The organism is Krasilnikovia sp. M28-CT-15, assembly GCF_047159595.1.
Classification (GTDB): domain Bacteria; phylum Actinomycetota; class Actinomycetes; order Mycobacteriales; family Micromonosporaceae; genus Actinoplanes.
The window spans coordinates 4,806,057-4,824,017 of sequence record NZ_BAAGAK010000001.1 but is presented as its reverse complement, the minus strand read 5'-3'; the positions used below and the strand labels follow the sequence as shown (position 1 = coordinate 4,824,017).

General features: G+C 68.2%; 21 protein-coding genes. 11 read left to right on the top strand and 10 right to left on the bottom strand.

Annotation, left to right across the window (positions count from 1 at the left end):
• The first annotated feature begins 96 nt into the window (after positions 1 to 96).
• Entirely contained in the window at positions 97 to 738 is a 642-nt protein-coding gene (locus tag ACMCNO_RS21980; protein WP_412751349.1) for a TetR/AcrR family transcriptional regulator, read from the top strand.
• 102 nt (positions 739 to 840) lie between these two features.
• On the opposite strand, the gene ACMCNO_RS21975 is transcribed toward ACMCNO_RS21980, so the two are convergent.
• Complete coding sequence (locus ACMCNO_RS21975) at positions 841 to 1,389, bottom strand: IS5 family transposase (protein ID WP_412753768.1); 549 nt, start codon at positions 1,387 to 1,389, stop codon at positions 841 to 843.
• Positions 1,390 to 1,503: 114 nt separating this feature from the next.
• Complete coding sequence (locus tag ACMCNO_RS21970) at positions 1,504 to 2,373, bottom strand: endonuclease/exonuclease/phosphatase family protein (protein WP_412751348.1); 870 nt, start codon at positions 2,371 to 2,373, stop codon at positions 1,504 to 1,506.
• A 458-nt stretch (positions 2,374 to 2,831) separates the two neighbouring features.
• Here ACMCNO_RS21970 and ACMCNO_RS21965 point away from each other — a divergent pair, with 458 nt between their 5' ends.
• The 4 genes from ACMCNO_RS21965 to ACMCNO_RS21950 all read left to right on the top strand — a co-directional run bounded on the left by ACMCNO_RS21965 (position 2,832) and on the right by ACMCNO_RS21950 (position 5,335).
• Positions 2,832 to 2,999, top strand: a complete 168-nt coding sequence (locus ACMCNO_RS21965; protein WP_412751347.1) for a P-loop NTPase fold protein — start codon at positions 2,832 to 2,834, stop codon at positions 2,997 to 2,999.
• Between the two features lie 156 nt (positions 3,000 to 3,155).
• The gene (locus tag ACMCNO_RS21960) at positions 3,156 to 3,902 is read left to right on the top strand and encodes a P-loop NTPase fold protein (RefSeq protein ID WP_412751346.1); all 747 of its coding nucleotides are present in this window, start codon (positions 3,156 to 3,158) and stop codon (positions 3,900 to 3,902) included.
• A gap of 240 nt (positions 3,903 to 4,142) precedes the next feature.
• On the top strand, positions 4,143 to 4,727 hold the full coding sequence (locus tag ACMCNO_RS21955) for a hypothetical protein (RefSeq protein WP_412751345.1): 585 nt from the start codon (positions 4,143 to 4,145) through the stop codon (positions 4,725 to 4,727).
• A gap of 347 nt (positions 4,728 to 5,074) precedes the next feature.
• The gene (locus ACMCNO_RS21950; protein WP_412751344.1) at positions 5,075 to 5,335 is read left to right on the top strand and encodes a hypothetical protein; all 261 of its coding nucleotides are present in this window, start codon (positions 5,075 to 5,077) and stop codon (positions 5,333 to 5,335) included.
• Positions 5,336 to 5,372: 37 nt separating this feature from the next.
• Here ACMCNO_RS21950 and ACMCNO_RS21945 read toward each other — a convergent pair whose 3' ends face one another.
• Positions 5,373 to 5,675 carry a hypothetical protein gene (locus tag ACMCNO_RS21945; RefSeq protein WP_412751343.1) on the bottom strand — a complete coding sequence of 101 codons (303 nt, stop codon included), beginning with the start codon at positions 5,673 to 5,675 and terminating at the stop codon, positions 5,373 to 5,375.
• Here ACMCNO_RS21945 and ACMCNO_RS21940 point away from each other — a divergent pair.
• Positions 5,646 to 8,735, top strand: a complete 3,090-nt coding sequence (locus ACMCNO_RS21940; RefSeq protein ID WP_412751342.1) for a DEAD/DEAH box helicase — start codon at positions 5,646 to 5,648, stop codon at positions 8,733 to 8,735. The genes ACMCNO_RS21945 and ACMCNO_RS21940 overlap by 30 nt on opposite strands.
• 697 nt (positions 8,736 to 9,432) lie before the next feature.
• A complete protein-coding gene (locus tag ACMCNO_RS21935) occupies positions 9,433 to 10,557 on the top strand; it encodes a MerR family transcriptional regulator (protein WP_412751341.1) in 1,125 nt (374 codons plus the stop codon).
• 91 nt (positions 10,558 to 10,648) lie between these two features.
• On the opposite strand, the gene ACMCNO_RS21930 is transcribed toward ACMCNO_RS21935, so the two are convergent.
• Positions 10,649 to 10,816 (bottom strand): hypothetical protein, encoded by a 168-nt coding sequence (locus ACMCNO_RS21930; RefSeq protein WP_412751340.1) that lies wholly within the window; start codon positions 10,814 to 10,816, stop codon positions 10,649 to 10,651.
• A gap of 170 nt (positions 10,817 to 10,986) precedes the next feature.
• On the opposite strand from ACMCNO_RS21930, the gene ACMCNO_RS21925 reads away from it, so the two are divergent.
• Positions 10,987 to 11,403, top strand: a complete 417-nt coding sequence (locus tag ACMCNO_RS21925; protein ID WP_412751339.1) for a hypothetical protein — start codon at positions 10,987 to 10,989, stop codon at positions 11,401 to 11,403.
• A gap of 28 nt (positions 11,404 to 11,431) precedes the next feature.
• Here ACMCNO_RS21925 and ACMCNO_RS21920 read toward each other — a convergent pair whose 3' ends face one another.
• A complete protein-coding gene (locus tag ACMCNO_RS21920) occupies positions 11,432 to 12,073 on the bottom strand; it encodes an SDR family oxidoreductase (protein ID WP_412751338.1) in 642 nt (213 codons plus the stop codon).
• Between the two features lie 314 nt (positions 12,074 to 12,387).
• On the opposite strand from ACMCNO_RS21920, the gene ACMCNO_RS21915 reads away from it, so the two are divergent.
• Positions 12,388 to 12,909 (top strand): hypothetical protein, encoded by a 522-nt coding sequence (locus ACMCNO_RS21915; protein ID WP_412751337.1) that lies wholly within the window; start codon positions 12,388 to 12,390, stop codon positions 12,907 to 12,909.
• Between the two features lie 155 nt (positions 12,910 to 13,064).
• Here the strand turns inward: ACMCNO_RS21915 and ACMCNO_RS21910 are convergent, their stop codons facing one another.
• The 5 genes from ACMCNO_RS21910 to ACMCNO_RS21890 form a co-directional block, all read right to left on the bottom strand.
• The gene (locus ACMCNO_RS21910) at positions 13,065 to 13,826 is read right to left on the bottom strand and encodes an ABC transporter permease (RefSeq protein ID WP_412751336.1); all 762 of its coding nucleotides are present in this window, start codon (positions 13,824 to 13,826) and stop codon (positions 13,065 to 13,067) included.
• Positions 13,823 to 14,587 carry an ABC transporter ATP-binding protein gene (locus ACMCNO_RS21905; protein WP_412751335.1) on the bottom strand — a complete coding sequence of 255 codons (765 nt, stop codon included), beginning with the start codon at positions 14,585 to 14,587 and terminating at the stop codon, positions 13,823 to 13,825. Before ACMCNO_RS21905 ends, ACMCNO_RS21910 begins: the two co-directional genes overlap by 4 nt.
• A gap of 144 nt (positions 14,588 to 14,731) precedes the next feature.
• The gene (locus ACMCNO_RS21900) at positions 14,732 to 15,259 is read right to left on the bottom strand and encodes an EXLDI protein (RefSeq protein ID WP_412751334.1); all 528 of its coding nucleotides are present in this window, start codon (positions 15,257 to 15,259) and stop codon (positions 14,732 to 14,734) included.
• A gap of 98 nt (positions 15,260 to 15,357) precedes the next feature.
• Positions 15,358 to 15,888: a hypothetical protein gene (locus tag ACMCNO_RS21895; protein ID WP_412751333.1), complete on the bottom strand. Its 531-nt coding sequence runs from the start codon at positions 15,886 to 15,888 to the stop codon at positions 15,358 to 15,360.
• A complete protein-coding gene (locus ACMCNO_RS21890; protein ID WP_412751332.1) occupies positions 15,873 to 16,439 on the bottom strand; it encodes a hypothetical protein in 567 nt (188 codons plus the stop codon). The genes ACMCNO_RS21895 and ACMCNO_RS21890 overlap by 16 nt, the downstream gene beginning before the upstream one ends.
• 200 nt (positions 16,440 to 16,639) lie before the next feature.
• Here ACMCNO_RS21890 and ACMCNO_RS21885 point away from each other — a divergent pair, with 200 nt between their 5' ends.
• Together ACMCNO_RS21885 and ACMCNO_RS21880 are read left to right on the top strand one after the other, a co-directional pair.
• Complete coding sequence (locus ACMCNO_RS21885) at positions 16,640 to 16,780, top strand: putative leader peptide (protein WP_412751331.1); 141 nt, start codon at positions 16,640 to 16,642, stop codon at positions 16,778 to 16,780.
• 186 nt (positions 16,781 to 16,966) lie between these two features.
• The gene (locus ACMCNO_RS21880) at positions 16,967 to 17,956 is read left to right on the top strand and encodes a TauD/TfdA dioxygenase family protein (RefSeq protein WP_412751330.1); all 990 of its coding nucleotides are present in this window, start codon (positions 16,967 to 16,969) and stop codon (positions 17,954 to 17,956) included.
• The last annotated feature ends 5 nt before the right edge of the window (positions 17,957 to 17,961 follow it).

Below are 17,961 nucleotides of genomic sequence, written 5' to 3'. Positions count from 1 at the left end.
CTCCAGAGCGGTACGCGAACGTACCATAGGGACGGTACGCTCACGTACCGTTCGGTACAAGGGAGCGAGCCGGACAGGAGGTATAGCGTGGCCACGGTGACGACCGTGCGACACCAGCGCGCTGCCGAGCCGACCGCACCAGTGAACGGCGACACCGGCCAGTTCCGTCGGCGGCTGCTCGACGGCCTGGTCACATCGATCACGGAGGACGGCTACCGGAATACCACGGTCGCTGACATCGTGCGCCGCGCGCGTACCTCTCGGCGGACTTTCTACCAGCACTTCTCCGACAAGGAAGCCTGCTTCGTCGCGCTCCTCACCGATGCCAACGCCGAGATGATCCGCCAGATCTCGGCCGCCGTCGACGAGAAGGCACCGTGGACCAGCCAGGTACGCCAGGCCGTCGAGGCATGGATCGCCTCCGCAGAATCCCGGCCCGCGATCACCCTCAGCTGGATCCGCGACGTGCCGTCCCTCGGTACTGCGGCCCGCCGACTTCAACGGGACACGATGGAAGCCTTCATCACCATGATCCAGACCCTCTGCGACACCGCCGAGTGGCGCACGGTCCGGGTCAGCCCGGTGCCGCGACAACTCGCGATCATGCTGCTCGGCGGACTCCGCGAGCTGACCGCCTCCACCGTCGAGGACGGCGGACGCATCAGCGACAACACCGAACTCGCCGTCCATGCTTGCACCGCCCTGCTCGGCCCCACACCCCGGATCCCGCGTCGCTGACCGTCGGCGGTCGTCGCACAGCCGCACGGGTGCCGGCCGGCTCGGCCGCGTGACAGGAAGGCCGTACCGGAGGGCTACGGTGGCGGTCAGCCACACCTTGGGCTAGGTTCTGTCCCGCGGATCATGTCCGTCGGGGACAGCGCGTAGCCAGTCGAGCATTTCGACGAGGTCGAGGTCGGCCTGGTAGTTGGCGCCGAGCTTGTCGAAGCGGGTGGCCAGTCCGCGCCAGTGTTTGCGCCGGTTGAAGCCGCGCTCGACCTGGTTGCGGCGGCGGTAGACAGCCGGGTCGAACGCGGGCGGGCGGCCACCGCGACTACCTCGGCGTTTCCGGTTGGCGATCTGGTCGTTGGGCTCCGGGATCGTCGCGCGGATCCGCTTGTCCCGCAGGGCCTGCCGGTTCGCCCGCGAGGAGTACGCCTTGTCGCCGGTGACCGAGTCCGGGCGAGTCCGTGGGCGGCCGGTAGCGCCGGGCCGGGCCACCCGGACCCGGCCCAGCAGCGGGATCAGCTGCCGGGTGTCCGCGCACTGGCCGGGGGTGATGAGCGTGGCCAAGGACCGGCCGCGACCGTCCGCGAGGGTGTGGATCTTCGTGGTCAGCCCGCCGCGGGACCGGCCGATGCATTCGCGTGCCTGGGCTTCGGCGACCGTCAGCCCCTTTTAAGACTGACCTGCGGAAACGCGGGGTTGATGATCGTCGCAGTGACGGTCTCCAGTGCGTTCGCCGCTGTGCAGACACGCGCGTGCGTGCAGGGGACGGCGTTGTCGTCAAATGCGGAAAGACGCGGTGATTCCGAGATGGTCGCTGCCGTTGGCAGCCAACGTCCGGGACGAGACCGGCGTCATTGTGCGATAGAGGATGTGATCCGGTCGAGTGACTGGAAGGGTCGCCGGCCAGGTGAAGCCGAATCCGCGCCCAGCGCCTAGGTGCGCCTCGTGGAGGCCGGTGAGGGAACCCAAGGCACGGTCGGTGGTGGCGGTGTTGAAGTCGCCCAAAATCAGGACGGGGTAGGCTTTATCCGTGTCGGTCAGTTCCGCCAGGGCCCGTAACCCCTGGTTTCGCTCGCTGACCTGGCCGGGGCGGATGGAGGGCAGATGGACGGCGTAGATCGTGACGACTCCGCGGGGAGTTTGGAGCTCGGCGCGTAGTGCACGGCTCCAGGTCAGTCCTAGTTTCAGTGGCTTGCTGTGACGCAGCGGAAAGGTGCTCCACAATCCGACCGTGCCGACTTGGACGGAGTAGGGATGGTCGACAGCAAGGACCTGGGGGACACAGCGGTCACTGCCAAGCTCCTGCACGGCAATGACGCTCGTACCGCCCTGCGCAAGGGCACGCGCCGCGGCGCACGGATCCGGATTGTCGACAGAGTTGATGTTCTGACTGGCGACGGTCAGGTCCGTGCCGGCAGGTGCGTGCTTGGGCACCATCAGAGGCAGGAACAGGATTGCCCATACGGTGCCGGGCACGACAAGCGTGAGGAGCGCGGCCTTGCTGCGGGTCAGCAACGCGAGCAACCCGAGCGGCGGGATAGCCAGGCCGACCCAGGGCAGCATGCTCTCCAGCAGAGTGGCCGTGCCTGCAACATCGGGAAACAGTCGGTGTCCGGCCAACAGCGCCGCGACCGCCAACGCGAGCACAGCAGTGATGCGGCTGCCCCACCACCTGCGGTTGCGCCTCGCGCGGCCATTGGCCCGCATGTTCCGGGCAGGTGGTGAATTGCGGTCCGGCACAGGAGCGACAGGAAACCGACCTACTGTGGACAGCTCGACCGTGGTTTCGTCTGTCGACGACTCGGACGCGGCACGCCGGGGCGTGAACGAATTGGCGCTAGACGGCCCCATGGTGCTCCTCTGCGGCGTCGACAGCAGCTACCCAGGGTGACAGGTCCGATGCGTGGGTCGCCGGATTCCCGGCATGCTGCACCTGCTGCGTCACGATATTCAACGGACACCATGATGATCTTGAACTGAAGCGTCCCCGGCTACGGCATTCAAGGCATGCTAGTAGGCGATGCCCACGCGGATTCGGCAAGCGAGACACACGCGACGCTGGCAGGTCGACCCATGCACTTCATGTATGGGTCGCGGTCGACTCGTTGTTCGTCGCGTTGACCGAGCCGCGGCTGCTGCCGCTGACGATCGGGTTGCTTGGTGACTGGGGGTCCGGCAAGAGCAGCGTGCTGAAGATCGTGCGCGCCGAGCTCGAAGCGCTGCGCGACGGCGATGAAGCCGGTCACTACGTCTGCGTCGAGTTCAGCCCGTGACAGTACGAGGACTATGACGACGTCAAGGTGGCGTTGATGGCCGCCGTCCTCGACCGCCTCGAACGTGAGGTCACCGACACGGCTGAGTAGGAGCGTGTGTCGTGGCTGCGTAGACGTCTTCGGGCGTTCCGAGGGCGAGGCCGGGCATTCGGGCGGATGGCGCTGACCACGGCACCCGCGATGCTGTCCGGGATGGCCGGACTCGTTGACCCTTCGCTGGCGTCGCCGGAGCTGGTGCAGGCCGGGGCGTCGATTCTCGGCGCGGCTGCTAGCGCTGGAGAGCAGGCGCTGCAAGATCCGCCAAACGACGCCGAGCGTAGCGAAGGCACCGATCCGACCGGCGAGGTCCGCGCGTTCAAGGAGCAGTTCGCCACGCTGGTCGGCAACCTCACCCACGTACGCGCCGTCGTCGTGCTCATTGACGACCTGGACTGGTGCCTGCCCGCGTCGGTGGTCGACACGTTCGAAGCGGTCCGGCTCTTCCTCAACAGCCCGAAGACGGCGTTCGTGGTGGCCGCACACCAGCTGGTGGTGGAGTCGGCCATCGACTCGCGGTACCCGGAGCTGCGCCGGGCCGACGGAAGCGGCATCGGCGCCGACTACCTGGAGAAGATGCTGCAGTTGAAGGTCACGATCCCGGCGCTGTCGGCGGCCGAGGCCGAGACCTACATGAACCTGCTACTGGCCGAGCTGTGGCTGGCAGACGAGCAGTTCACCGTCCATGAGGCGGTGCGGCAGCGACGGGTGCAGAACCCGCTCGGAGTTGGGTTCAACCTCGGCGTCGCCGAGGCATGCCTCGGCGACGAAGTGTTGCCGCAACAGCTGGTCGATGACCGGATGTGGGCGGGCCGCATCGTGCCGGCGCTCGCCGGCGGGCTGCAGGGCAATCCACGGCAGCTCTAGCGGTTCCTATGTGATGCTGCGCTGCGGTCGCCGCCCTCGGCGGGGCTGGGCCAGCGATCCGGGACCTGCGTGACTACCTGCGCGATCACCCACAGCTGTTGGGCAGCAGCGACTCCCGAGTGCCCTATGTCGATGTTAGGCGGCTCACCATTCCGGAGGAAACAGCCATGATCGCCATACGCTGCTCGGGCTATCTCCTGAGCGAACTCTCAGGAAGTCTCGATCGAATGGAGTTCCGAAGTGAGACTGCACCGCTGGAGTGCGCCGACCCTCGTCGCGGCCGCTCTGCTCACGCTGTTCGCCGCGCCGTCGCCGGCTGCATTCGCCGCGGACACCGACACTCCGGTGGCGACCGACACCCCGTTGGTACCGGCCGACGCCGGGCCCACCGGCGACACCCTGCCCCTCACCTCCGGCGAGCGGAGCGCTTCCGGCGAGCGGAGCGCTTCCGCTGCGGCCGTCAGTATCTGCACCGGCGGCATCGACTACCCGCACATCTCGGGCACCAAGGGTGTCACGTACACGATCAGCGTCCACTTCGACGGGGCGTGCCGCGCGGTGCCGACGCAACACAACATCTCGGGAAGCCTGTACCGGCACCGCTGGTACGGCTGGGAGCACCTGCGGTCCGGTAGCGTGACCAAGCCAACCGCTCGCAAGCTCCGCCTGCCACTGAACAAGGGCTGCGCCAAGGGTGCGATGCACCGTTACCGCGGTAGCGGCCGGTTCTACGCGCTGGTCGGCAAGACATCGTGGTCGCGCAGCTTCTACAACGAGAACGCGAAAGAGATCAAGTGCGTTAGTACCCCGGGCGCCTCTTCGTGACATTGCGTCTCGTTCCGGTCGCGACGGTTCTGCTCACGCTGACGATGACGCTCGCCGGATGCGGAGGCGACGAATCAGCCGCGCCCGGCACCACGCCGAGTTCCGGCGTTGTGCCGAATTCCAGTGCGACACCACCGGCGGGCTTCGTGCGTGTGCCGGCCGCGTCGGCATTCGGCGGGCAGCGTCCGGTCGGGTTCATCGGGACGACAGAACTCGACCCGGTGCTCGCCACCGGATGGGAACCGCTCGGGCTGGGCGGGGACACCGCACCACCCGATCGCCTGCGGTGGGAGACCGTCCCTGCCACCGGTCAGGTACGACTCCGGACATCGGTCGCACCAGAGTCGGTGAACGTCATCGGGTTCAAGCGTCTCGGAGCTGACGGCATCCCGGCCGACGAATCGTCGGTCGACGCCCGGTGCGGGACGTCGGCGAAGTCGGGGCTGAGCTGCCGCGTGGATCCAGAGGAGGGCGGTTACGTCGTGCGCGTAACCGCTCCCGCGACGATGGGTTACCTCACCATCCAGGCGACCTGGCTGGCAACATCGGCCGACGGCGCCGACCCAGTGGAGGCGACCCTCTCCTGGATCGCTCGCACCGTCGGCTGACGCCAGGGGCACGTTCACGAGGCGTGCCCCTGGCGTCTCAGCGCAGGACGGTCAGCGGCAACGTGTCCAGGTCTCGCTCGCTCAGATACCGGTCGAGGGGAATAGGAGCGACGTCGGGCGCGTCCGACCAGTCGCCGGTCCGCAGCGCATGCAACGTCCGGTCGCTGGCGACGCGGTGAGCGCGGCCGTCTTCCAGCACCAGGACGTCTCCGGCGCGGACGTCGGCCGGTTCGATCAGCTCAGCCGTGGCGAACCGCCCAGGCCCACCGAAGACGTCGGACGTCGTGCCGTCGCGGCGCAGGACCAGGTGGTGGCCGTCGCCGAGCCGGCCGAGAAGCACGATCGGGGGCACCAGGACGACGTCCGGCAGATTGGTGCCGTACCCCTCGTCGCCGAACAGGCTCAGCGGCAGTGCCCCTGGCAGGCAGTGCGGCTCGACGCCGTCAGGGCCGTGCCACGCCTGCGACACGGTACAGAAGTGACCCGTTGCGTCGAGCACGACGTCATAGTCGGCGAGCGCGCCGGGATCGGCCACGGCCGGCAGCATTGCGTACAGGGATTCGCGATCGGTCACCCGACAGATCGTGTCACGCCCGCCAGAGCAGGTGATGGGTCGGGTCGCGGATCGTCGCGAGCTGGCAGCAAGTCAATGCCTGGCCGATCCGCGCGCCGCTGCGCGGGTGTGGCTGGAGGACTTGGCCTCGACCTTTCGGTCAACCGGGATGGATATGCACGTCTCGCAGCATCCGAGCTCGCTGGGGCTATTGATGTGCCCAGGCAGACTGGCGTTATGGACCGGACCGAGCTGCGTGCCTTGATGGCCGACTTCACCCAGTGGAGCCGGCAGGCCGCGGCCGTTCAGCGCCGGCATGCCGCCGTGTGGGAGGCTGCGGAGGCTGCCGAACGCCTCCTGGAGTCACGCGCCGTCCTGGTTCAGCACGCACGACGCAACGCTTGGCGGGTGGTGCCGCTGGAGCGCAAGCACAGCTCCGTCGTGCGGCCCCTGCGCGAACGCGCCGTCCTGCCGACGCTCACCCGCGGCGATCAGGCTCTGATCCGGCTGCTGGCGGTCGAGGTGCCCCGCGCGCGGGCCGACGTGAACGCCGCCCTGGGCCTGCGGCGCTATCTCGCCGGGCCGAGGAGGCGCCGACGGGCCGAGGCGTCGGCCGCGTTCCTGCGCCGTCAGCATGACGTGTTCGCGGAAACGGGCTGGCCGCAGCGGCTCAAGGAGCTGAGCGAGCACACCCTCGACGACGACATCGGCGTCGAGGCGCTGGTCGATCCCATGCTCGGTGTCGTTCCCGAGGATCCGGCCCACAGCCCCGAGGTGATCCAACGGTCCGCGCTCGATGGCCTGTCCAAGGCACTGGCCGCCATCGACAGGATCGTGCAGGCCGAGGCGGAGTACCGCGCCGCGGCCAGGGATGCCGCGATCACCGTGCGGCGGGTCGACACGATGCGCGTGCTGCGGGAGATGTCGACCGATGCGTTGAAGACAGCGACCCGTGACCGGCTCCGGCTCGGCGGCCTCGCCCCGGCCGGCATCCACACCGTCCAGCAGGTCCTGGCCAACGCCGCCACGCTGTCGACGATGCCGGGCGTCGGCGAGGTGTCGGCGCGACACATTCTCGGCGCGGCGCAGACGTTGCGGCACACGACCTTCGAGGAGACGCCGGTCCGCATCGACGTCAACCGGCGCAGCGCCGAGGAGACCGAACTGCTGCGCTGCCTCGCCGAATGGGACGCTCGCCGCCGCACCAGGGGCGCCGCCGCCGACCTCGAACGCGCGGCCGAACTGGCGCCGATCGTGGCGGGGCTCACCTTCTCCATATCGCATCTGCTGGTGGTTCCGCTGCGGGAGCTGCCGGTGAGCGAGCTGTGGGAGAGCATCAACGTTGTGCGGCACCGGGCCGAACAGTTGCGTCGCACCAAGCCGTCGGGCCACCGGACCCGCGACCCGTGGGAAGACTTCCTGGCCCGGCCGGCCGACTACTTCGCGATGCTCTCCGAACTCGGCTTCCTCACCGGCGACGAGGAGGCCACGCACGGCAATCTTCCCGACGACATCGTCAAGGCGGTGCGCGACCAGCCGCTCAACGGCGAACATCTGAAGGCATCGCTGCGCGGCTATCAGAGCTTCGCGGTGCGTTTCGCCCTCGTGCAACGCAAAGTAATCGTCGGTGACGAGATGGGCCTCGGCAAGACGTTCGAGGCGATCGCCGTGCTGGCACACCTGCGCAGCCGGGGCGAGAACCGCTTCGTCGTGGTGTGCCCCGCGGCCGTCGTGACGAACTGGGTGCGCGAGGTGACGAGCAAGTCGACCCTCAGCGCCCACCGGGTGCACGGTGCCGACCGGGACCACGCGGCCAGCGTCTGGGAACGCGACGGCGGCGTCGCGGTCACCACGTTCGAGACGCTGGCCGCGTGGCAGCCCGGTCCCAACCTCGCCTGTGTCGTCGTCGACGAGGCGCACTACATCAAGAACCCGAACGCACAGCGTTCCGTGCGCACCGCCGCCATCGTCGAGCGCGCAGCCCGCGCAGTGCTGCTTACCGGCACACCGCTGGAGAACAAGGTGTCGGAGTTCCGCAGCCTCGCCTCCTACGTGCGGCCCGACCTGACGGTCGACAGCGACGGCGACGCGCTGTCGGCGAAGGCGTTCCGCCGCCAGATCGCACCGGCGTACCTGCGGCGCAACCAGGAGGACGTGCTGTCCGAGCTGCCGGGGCTGGTGGAGGTCGACGAGTGGCTGTCTCTGTCGAAAGAGGACGCTACCGTCTATCGGGCGGCGGTCGACAGCGGAAACTTCATGGAGATGCGTCAGGCGGCGATGCGCCAGGGCGCGAAATCCGAGAAGTTGCGGCGGCTTGTCGAGCTCGTCCGCGAGGCGGAGGAAAACGAGCGGAAGGTCATTGTCTTCTCCTACTTCCGAAGCATTCTCGATCTGGTGACGGCGGCCCTGCCGGGACCGGTCTTCGGGCCGCTCACCGGCTCGGTCAGCTCCGACGAGCGGCAGCAAATGGTGGACCAGTTCTCAGCGGCGCAGCACGGAGCCACGCTCGTAGCGCAGATCGTGGCCGGCGGTGTCGGGCTCAACGTCCAGGCCGCATCGGTGGTCATCTTCTGCGAGCCACAGCTCAAGCCGACCATCGAGGCGCAGGCAATCGCGCGAGCGCACCGGATGGGTCAGGTGCGTTCGGTGCAGGTGCACCGGCTGCTGTCCGAGGAGAGTGTCGACCAACGCATCGTCGAACTGCTGGAGGCGAAGCGAAAACTGTTCGAGGACTTCGCCCGAGGCAGCGACATCGCCGACGCGGCGCCGGACGCGGTCGACCTGTCCGAGGCGCAGCTGGCCCGCGAGGTCGTCGCATCGGAACGGAAGCGGCTCCTGAGCTCCTGAACCGATGGTCCAGCAGCGCCGACCTGGGCACCACGGGCGCTCCCTCAACGGCCGGGAGGCCGCGGTGACCCGAGCCGCCCGGCGGCTGGGCGTCCCGGCTCTTCTCCCGGCACGCCGAAATCAACGGTATGCGCCACATTCGCTAACAGGGCTACACCCACTGGTCGGCCCCCGCCTCGCGGAACGTCTGCTTCAGGTGTGCTCGGATCTACTCGTTCTTCGGCATCACGATCCGCGGGCCAGTCTTCCGTGGAGGCCCAAGAGCGAGGCCGTATAGGCTGTTCTGGTGGTAGACGACTGGGCCGCTGCGGGCGCCGAGTTGTCCGGACTTTCCGCGCCGCGAGGGTCGTGATGCAGGTTTATTCATGCCGTGTTCTCCACAGCGGGCCGTGCGCTGTCGGCGCTGGCTATTCGGGCGTAGAGCATTCGAGGCGGTGGGTGGGCGCCGCCGGGGCCACTCGCGCCGACGGTAGTGATCGGGCCGGCGCTGCAGCGCGTCGATATTGACCGGCCGCCTGAGTGCGAGCCTCCGAGTGCCAATTGTGGGTCATCAGTGCGCGACGGGGAATACGAGGCAATGCTTGGTGTATCGACCGGCGATGTTGATCCTGCCTTACCGCCCGCGCCAATGGACATGCCGATGAGAGCGGAATCTCGATCATGGCCGAGGCGAAGCGCTTGTCCCTCACGTGGCGTCATGGCACATAGTCGGTGGCATGGAGGAGAACCTGACCGTGGGACGGGTGGCCGAGCTGCCGGCGTGACCGTCCGCACGCTGCATCACTATGACGAGATCGGCCTTCTCCGGCCGTCCACCCGGACCGTTGCCGGGTATCGGGCCTACTCCGCCGCCGATGTAGAGCGGCTGCGGGAGGTGCTCGCGTACCGGCGGCTGGGCTTCGGGCTGCGCGAGATCGCCGATCTGGTCGATGACCCAGCCACCGGCGCGGTCGCGCACCTGCGTCGGCTGCGTGCCTTGCTGGGGGATCAGCGCGACCGTGCCGCGACCATGGTGACGGCCATAGACCGGGAACTGGAGGCACGAACGATGGGCATCAGGACGACGCCGGAGGAGCAACTGAAGATGTTCGGCGCGCAGTTGTACGACGTCATCGGATCCGACTACCCGGTGACACGGCGGACCGAGCCGCGGATCGCCGCGCGCATTTGGGATGCGCTAGGGGACGCCAGGACTGTACTGAACGTTGGTGCTGGCACTGGCTCATACGAACCGCCCGATCGAGACGTCACGGCGGTGGAACCATCGGCGGTCATGCGGGCGTTGCGTCCTGCGGGTGCGGCACCCTGCGTGGCCGCCGATGCGGAAAGCCTGCCATTCGAGGACCAGTCTTTTGACGCCGCGATGGCGGTCAGCACCGTTCATCACTGGCCGGATCCGGTCGCGGGGTTGCGGGAGATGCGGCGCGTGGCCCGCCGCGTGGTGGTGTTCACGTACGACGCCGACGACAGTCAGCGGTTCTGGCTTAACCGCGACTACCTATCCGAGTTCGCCGACCTTCTTGTCAGCTGGCCGTCGCTGGCCGATATGACTCGGGCTATTGGCGGACGCGCGGAGCCGGTGCTGATCCCGTGGGACTGCGCCGACGGATTCTTCGAGGCGCACTGGCGCCGCCCCGAGGCGTACCTGGACGAACAGGTGCGCCGGGCGGTGTCGGTATGGACCAGAGTGGGACCGGAGGCCGAGCAGCGGGCAGTGGACGCACTCCGCGAAGATCTCTCCTCGGGTCGGTGGGCCGACCGCAACCGCGACCTCGTCGCGCTCGACACGGCAGAGCTCGGACTCCGCCTGCTCGTAGCCTGAATCGTGGTTCGCCGGATCGCGGCCAAGGGCTGACCCTTCGGGGTCAGTGCTGCCCGGCTACGCATGGCCCCTGCCGCGGGTTGCGCTGAGGTCAGATTTGGTCGTTGCTGGCTGACGTCGCCACGCTTGCTGGTATTCGCGCGGCGTACTGGTGCCAGTCGCCGGCTGCGGCGCGTTGCCAGGTGACGGCGCTGCTGATGTCGATGCCGAGGCAGCGGGCGAGCACGGCGGCGGGAAGATCGACGGCGAGTTGGAACAACGCGGCGGTACGGGTGGCGCGGGTTCGCTTCGAGAGCGAGAGTTGGCCCCACGTACGAACGGATGGTGGCCCCACCGGGTGACCCGGCAAGAGTGATTCGGTCAGGTCTGGCCCCACCTTGCGGCTGGGCGGTGAGACGATCGGCGTGCTCCGATGTGAGGGAGCCTGCCGTGGGGCCGAAGTCGAAGGTCGAGCTGTTCGCGGCCCTCCGCCGGGACTCGCGGCTGGAAGGGCTGTCGATCCGGGCATTGGCGGCCAAGTACGGCGTGCACCGGCGGACCGTTCGTGAGGCGCTGAGTTCGGCTTGGCCGGCACCGCGGAAGAAGTTGCCGCCGCGTAAGTCGCGGTTGGATCCGTTCAAACGGGCGATCGACGTCATGCTGGTGGCCGACCTCGATGCTCCGCGCAAGCAGCGGCACACGGTGAAGCGAATCCACGACAGGCTGCTGGCCGAGTTGGAGATGGAAGGCATCTCCTACGCCACGGTCTGCGATTACGTGCATTGGCGACGGCCGCAGATCAGGGCTGAGGCCGGTCGGGACCCGCGCGACCGCGCCCGCGGCGGGCACCACCCGCGACGATGCTGACCGCCGCTAGCGCCTGAAACCGGCGCGGCTAGAGACCGGAGAGCGCCTCGGGGATCGGGGTATCGCCGGTGAAGAGCTCGAACGTCTTGCCGATCGTGGCCGGCGTCGCCAGCACCGCGGCGAGGACCGCGGCCACGTCGTCGCGGGGTACCGATCCACGGTTGCCCAGCTCGGTTGCGACCCGTACCAGCCCGGTGCCCGGGTCGTCGGTGAGCGAGCCCGGCCGCACGATCGTGAAGTCCAGGCCGCTGGCCCGTACGTAGTCGTCGGCCTCCGCCTTGGCCCGCAGGTACGGGCGCATCGACTCGTCCGCCGCCTCCGGGCGGTCCGCGCCGATCGACGAGACCATCACGTACCGGCGTACCCCCGTTGAGCGGGCCGCGTCGGCCAGCTTAACCGCGCCGCCCAGGTCGACCGTGCGCTTGCGGGCGGGCCCGCTGCCCGGTCCGGCGCCGGCCGCGAACACCACGGCGTCCGCACCCTTCACGTACGCGTCCAGCGTCTCGTCGTTCTCGAGATCGCCGATCACCGGGACCGCACCGACCGCGGTGAGGTCGGCGGCCTGGCTGGGCGAGCGGATCAGTCCGCGTGCGGTGTGGCCCTGTTCCGCGAGGAGCCTGAGCAGGCGGAGCGCGATCCGGCCGTGTCCACCGGCGACAAGAATGTCCATGCTCTAGTTCTACTCGCCGTTCTACCCCGCCGGGGCCGGCACCGGCTCGAAGGCGACGTCGGTGACGTCGGCCGCCACATCGGTGAAGTCGGTGCCGTAGGCCTTGGGCTCGACCTCCCACACGAGATCGTCCCGACGCTAGTCACCCGGCATGAGCGCTGACCAGCGGAAATGCAGCCTTTCCGTGGCAGGGCCCGACACGTTGAGGCGCCTTCCACTCAGACCGCGACGATCGGCCACATACCTCCAGCGGCCCGGAAGTACACCGGCCCGGGTGCGGCGTGCATCCGGGCCGCGAGCGGTATCGTCGCACCATGATCAATCCGGGGACGGCGCCGCTCGACGACACCCGCGAGGACCTCGCCGCGGCGAACGTCGAGGTGCTGCTGGCCGCGGCCCGCGACCGGGGCGCGGCGCTCGGTGAGCCGGTGCGCAATCCCGCGGCCGACCGGGACGGCCGGTACGGCTGGGACGTGCCGGCCGCGGACGGGATGGTCGTGCGCCTATTGATGCCCGGCGTGTTGATGCCCGGCGTGGAACTGATCCGGCTCCAGGCGGACATGAGCAGCCGGAGTCCATGCCTCTTACTTCGCGGCTGCGGCCGTCGCGGAGCAGGTCGAAGATCACGAGGTGCGCCGGGCGCTGCGCGGCCTCAGCGGCGAGGCCGCGGCCTGCGGTGGTCCGGCGGCGCAGATGAGGAAAGAACCGTGAGACTTGCTGCACCCCGTTCGGTGCGCGCGATCGTCCGAATCCGCGAACGCGGTGCGGCCGCGGGCGGCGTCCCAGCAGACCAGCTCGGCATTTATCTGCAGGCCAGTCACCTCTCCGCGTCCTGACCTGCGGCGCAACCTCGTTGACATGTCCATGACGTGGTTGGTTGGGCTCCACGGCGGCCAGAATGAGCGGTCGAGGCGGGACACTCGCATTCGCGAGACGGCCCGGTCCGCGCCTCGACTGGGACCATGCCGGTCGAGGCCGTCGATGGTGGGTATCAGGCGATCTTTTTCCGATAGGTGATCATTGCGAGCGTGTAGGCAGTGGCGAGGATGCCGGCGCACCAGGCCAGCGCGGTCCAGATGTCGTTGCCGACCGGCTGGTCCTCGAACAGCGCCCGGATCGAGTTGACGATCGAGGTGACCGGCTGGTTCTCGGCGAAGGCACGCACTGGTCCGGGCATCGTGGCGGTGGGGACGAATGCGGAGCTGATGAACGGCAGGAAGATGATCGGGTAGGCGAAGGCGGACGCTCCGTCGGGGGAGGACGCCGTAAGTCCTGGGATCATCGCCACCCAGGTCAACGCGAGCGTGAACAGCAGCAGGATGCCGGCTACGGCAAGCCAGGCGAGCACCCCGGCCGGTGAGCGGAAGCCGATGGCGAGCCCGGCGAGCACGATGACGGCCACCGAGATGGCGTTGGACACCAGCGAGGTCAGCACGTGGCCCCACAGCACCGAGGACCGGGTGATCGGCATGGAGTGGAAGCGTTCGAAGATGCCGCTTTTCATATCCAGGAACAGTCGGAAGGCGGTATAGGAGATGCCGCTGGCGATGGCGATGAGCAGGATGCCGGGCATCAGGTAGTTGGTGTAGTTACCGCTGCCGGCCTGGATGGCGCCGCCGAACACGAAGCGGAACAGCAGCAGGAACGCGATCGGCGTGATCGTGACGGTGATGATGGTGTCGATGCTGCGAGTGACGTGCCGCAGCGAGCGGCCGAGCATGACCGAGGCGTCGCTGATGGCGTGCGTGATCATCGCTGGTCCTTTCCGACGGTGGCCAGGAAGATCTCTTCCAGGGTGGGTTGGCATTCGACGTATTCGACCGTGGCGGGTGGGAGCAGTTTCCTGAGTTCGGCCAGGGTGCCGGACACGATGATCGTGCCGTCGTGCAGGATCGCGATCTGATCGGCCAGCTTCTCGGCCTCTTCGAGGTATTGGGTGGTGAGCAGGACGGTCGTGCCGTCTTCGGCGAGTTTCTTGATCACCTGCCAGACCTCGCGGCGGCCTTCCGGGTCGAGCCCGGTGGTCGGCTCGTCGAGGAAGACGACCGGCGGGTTGCCGATCAGGCTCATGGCGATGTCGAGACGGCGCCGCATGCCGCCCGAATAAGTTGCTACCCGGCGGCCGGCCGCGTCGGCGAGGTCGAATCGGGTGAGCAGGTCGTCGGCGACCCGGCGAGGATCGTCGATGCGCCGCAGTTTCGCGATCATGATGAGGTTCTCGCGGCCGGTGAGGATCTCGTCGACGGCGGCGAACTGTCCGGTGAGGCTGATCGACTCGCGGACCTGGGCGGGCTGGGTCACCACGTCGAAGCCGTTGATGTTCGCCGTGCCGTCATCCGGTTTCAGCAGTGTCGCGAGGATCCGTACCAGGGTGGTCTTGCCGGCTCCGTTCGATCCCAGCAGTGCGAAGACGCTGCCTCTGGCTACTTCGAGTTCGACTCCTTTGAGTACGTGCAGCTGTTGATAGGACTTGTGCAATCCGCTGATCCGGATCGCCGGGTTCTGGTGTTTCACGCGTCATCCTTCCTGTGAGCCGGGCGTGCGGGCAGTCGAGGCGCGGGGCATCGCCGGGCGTGCCTGGCGGCTCGTCCGGTGTTTGGTGGGTGTGCGCCATCGCCGGGGGAGCTTCGGTGCTCCGCCGGTGATTGATCGGTGGGTTTAGATGTCCAGGTCCTCGATGGTGGGCTGGTTGATCGCGTCCAGGACCAGGTCGTACAGTCCGGTCGGGATGATCTCGCGTAGTGCGTCGAGGTCGTCGGCGATGCGCAGGCTGGAATCGGCCGGGATGCGCGTCCAGGACTGGTTGGCGCTCCAGTCGCCGACCCACGCGCGCCAGCCGGTGCGGTATTTCTCCGCGTTCGGTCCGGTGTTCACGTGGGCTTCGGAGCGCTCGTGATGGACGACGAACTTCTCGGTGCGGGTGCGGTAGACGCGGTAGGTCTCGTCGCGCTCGCCGGTCTGTTCCATCTCCGCCAGCAGCATGGCGCAGAAGCGCTGTTTGCGGCCGAGGCCGGGGCCGACCCTGACGATGACTTCTTCGAAGCCTTGATGGCGGCCCTCTTCGACTTCGACGTAGCGACGCAGCGCCTCGGTGATCGCCGTGGACAGCTTGCCGCCGGCGATCTCCTGAGCGCGCTGGAACAACGGCAGGTCGCCGTCGGACACGTAGATGGTCTTGTTGGGCACACCTCGACTATACGCATACGTGTACGTAGGCGCTACCCCTTGGTCGGTGGCCTACGAGTCAGCTGCCGCCCGGGTGGCGATCATTCTTGCCAGATGGCTCATCGATGACCCTGGCCGCAACTTCCATTGCATTGGCCAGTTGCGGGTCTTAAGTCATCCACGATCTGGTTGCGGGCGGCGATGGTGGCGGCGAGCATCATCTCGTCCGCGCGCATCTCGGCGTCGTCGTCGCCGATGTTCACCGCGAGTCGGTGCCGGGAGGCGATGAACTGATCCAGCCGGTCGAGGATCGGCCGAGCGTGCGAGCCCATCGCGGCCAAGACTGGTAGCGCCTTGCGCGCGTACAGGTCGTCGTACAGGTAGTGCGGGAGAACCTCCAGCAGTTCGTCGGCTGCTGTGGGGCCTTCGTGGAGCCATAGTGCGCCGGCCGTTTCCAGCTGCCCGAATCCGGGAGTCCGGAACATGCTCCGCAACTGGTGACGCTGGCGTTCGGTGATCCCGTCGTGCTTGGTCAGCCAAGTCAACAGCGCGGCCGATGTTCGGCCTCGGCGAGGTTCTTCCGGCCGTCCGGCGAGATACTCGTCGGCCACTGCCCGGTCCGCTGTGATCTTGGTCAGGGTGAGCGCCACGTCTTCCGCCGGGTAGTGCCGCAGCGGCGCGGCCGCGGCTGCGGCGGCGGGGCCGATCCGTCCACGGCCCGGTCAACTTCGGCGGTGTTCACCAGTAACGCCGCCGCCCTCCGCCGCACCTGCGGATCCACGTCCTTCAGAGCTGTCTCTGCGGCGTCGGCCACCCGGAGCCAGCCCGGTGTCTGGCACAGGTGGTACAGCAACTCGAAGATCGTCCGCCGCGCCGACAGGCGGCGGTCGGTCGTAAAGGCCAACAGGTGACGGGTGATCGGCCCGTCCCGGTCGGCCTCGACCTGGTGGAAGATCTGTGACCGCACATCGCTGCCAGGGATTAGAACATCGCCCGAGACGATGGCTGTTTCCAGCGATCCCCAGTCGTCCAGCGGCACCAGCGCCGAGCCGTTCACATTGCGAGGCGCGAGGCGCCCTTCCCGTACGTCATGGACCTGATCATCGCTTACCCCAACCGGACGCGCAAACGTGATCAAGTATCCGATTCCGGGCAGTTCGGCATGCCAGCGCCACGTGAAGTCGATCAGCGAGTGTGGCATCTTCCAGCGCCCACGGACGGCGGCAAATAGTGCTGCTACTCGTACCCAGTTGCGACCCGAACGATCTCGGCAAACAAGCGCCAGGACGCTTGCTCTTGATCAAACTCCGGCGCTTCGACAACACGGGCGTCGACGATGGCAGGCAACCGATGCCCAATTCATAGTTGACATATAGGAGTTGGGGGGCTTTAATGGGAGGCATGAGCCCCACCGCGTTCCCGCTCAGCGCGGCCCCGGCCGGGGCCGCGAAGTGCTGGGTGGTCTTCCACGCGGTGTCCCGGCGCTACGTCGATCTGGTGCGGGTGGCCAGCGCCGCCTGTCGGCCCGGCCGCGCTCGCTGACGCCCCGCTGCGTGCCCGACCCCGTACCCGTGGCCCACCACGGTGAGGTAGCCGAACCGGGCCGCGTCGCATCGCACCGTCCAGTCGCGTTGCACAGCGCCGCACCGGCGCATCCTGCCGTCCCTGCACTCCCGAAGGCGGCGCGGCACACCGCGTACCACCGCATCCCCGAAACCGGAGGCAGCCATGACCGACCTCGCCACACCCCCCGCCACGACCACCTCCCGGATCACCGTCGAACGCATCGCCGGGAACATCGGCGCCGAGATCTCCCGCGTCGACCTGTCGGCCCCGCTGGACGCCGAGACGGTCGCCGAGATCCGCGCGGCGCTGCTGACCCACAAGGTGATCTTCTTCCGGGATCAGCACCTGGACCACGGCCAGCAGATCGCGTTCGCCCGGCAGTTCGGCGCGCTCACCCACGCGCACCCGCACGAGGACGCCCCGCCCGCCGAGTTCCCCGAGATCCTCACGATCGACCCGCGCCGGTACGAGGAACTGTACGGCTTCGACCGCAAGACCCAGGCCCGCCGCCAGTACAGCTACTACGCGGGCTGGCACACCGACGTCACCGCCGCGGTCAACCCGCCGGCGGCGTCGATCCTGCGCGCCGAGGTCGTCCCGCCGTTCGGCGGCGACACGAGCTGGACGAACCTGGTGGCCGCGTACGAAGGGCTCTCCGAGCCGCTGCGGCGGCTGGCCGACGGCCTGCGCGCCGAGCACCGGTTCCTCGCCGGCGTCGACGTCGAGGGCCACGACCGCTACCAGGAACGGGTGAACAAGAACCTGCTGATCGCCGTGCATCCGGTCGTCCGTGTGCACCCCGAGACGGGGGAGCGCGCACTGTTCGTCAACCCCGGCTTCACCACGAAAATCCTCGGCCTGTCCGCCGTCGAGAGTCGGCAGATCCTGGACCTGTTGTTCGCGCAGATCGCCCGGCCCGCCTACACCGTACGGTTCCGGTGGCATCCCGGTGACATCGCGTTTTGGGATAACCGGGCCACCGCGCACCTGGCCCCGGAGGACCTGGACCACCTCGACGTCCAGCGCACGCTGCACCGGGTCACCCTGATCGGCGACCGGCCGGTCGGCCCAGACGGCTTCACCTCGGAGCTCGTCGCGGGTGTCGAGTTCACCGCGCAGCGCGAACCCGCCGCGGCGGTGCCCGGTGCCTGAAGGCG

What these genes read in the sequence shown, in the direction of transcription:
- ACMCNO_RS21960 (WP_412751346.1), top strand. Translation starts at nt 3,156, where the DNA reads ATGGCGCTGACCACGGCACCCGCGATGCTGTCCGGGATGGCCGGACTC.
- ACMCNO_RS21935 (WP_412751341.1), top strand. Translation starts at nt 9,433, where the DNA reads ATGGCACATAGTCGGTGGCATGGAGGAGAACCTGACCGTGGGACGGGT.
- ACMCNO_RS21920 (WP_412751338.1), bottom strand. Translation starts at nt 12,073, where the DNA reads ATGGACATTCTTGTCGCCGGTGGACACGGCCGGATCGCGCTCCGCCTG.
- ACMCNO_RS21915 (WP_412751337.1), top strand. Translation starts at nt 12,388, where the DNA reads ATGATCAATCCGGGGACGGCGCCGCTCGACGACACCCGCGAGGACCTC.
- ACMCNO_RS21910 (WP_412751336.1), bottom strand. Translation starts at nt 13,826, where the DNA reads ATGATCACGCACGCCATCAGCGACGCCTCGGTCATGCTCGGCCGCTCG.
- ACMCNO_RS21890 (WP_412751332.1), bottom strand. Translation starts at nt 16,439, where the DNA reads ATGCCACACTCGCTGATCGACTTCACGTGGCGCTGGCATGCCGAACTG.
- ACMCNO_RS21885 (WP_412751331.1), top strand. Translation starts at nt 16,640, where the DNA reads ATGAGCCCCACCGCGTTCCCGCTCAGCGCGGCCCCGGCCGGGGCCGCG.
- ACMCNO_RS21880 (WP_412751330.1), top strand. Translation starts at nt 16,967, where the DNA reads ATGACCGACCTCGCCACACCCCCCGCCACGACCACCTCCCGGATCACC.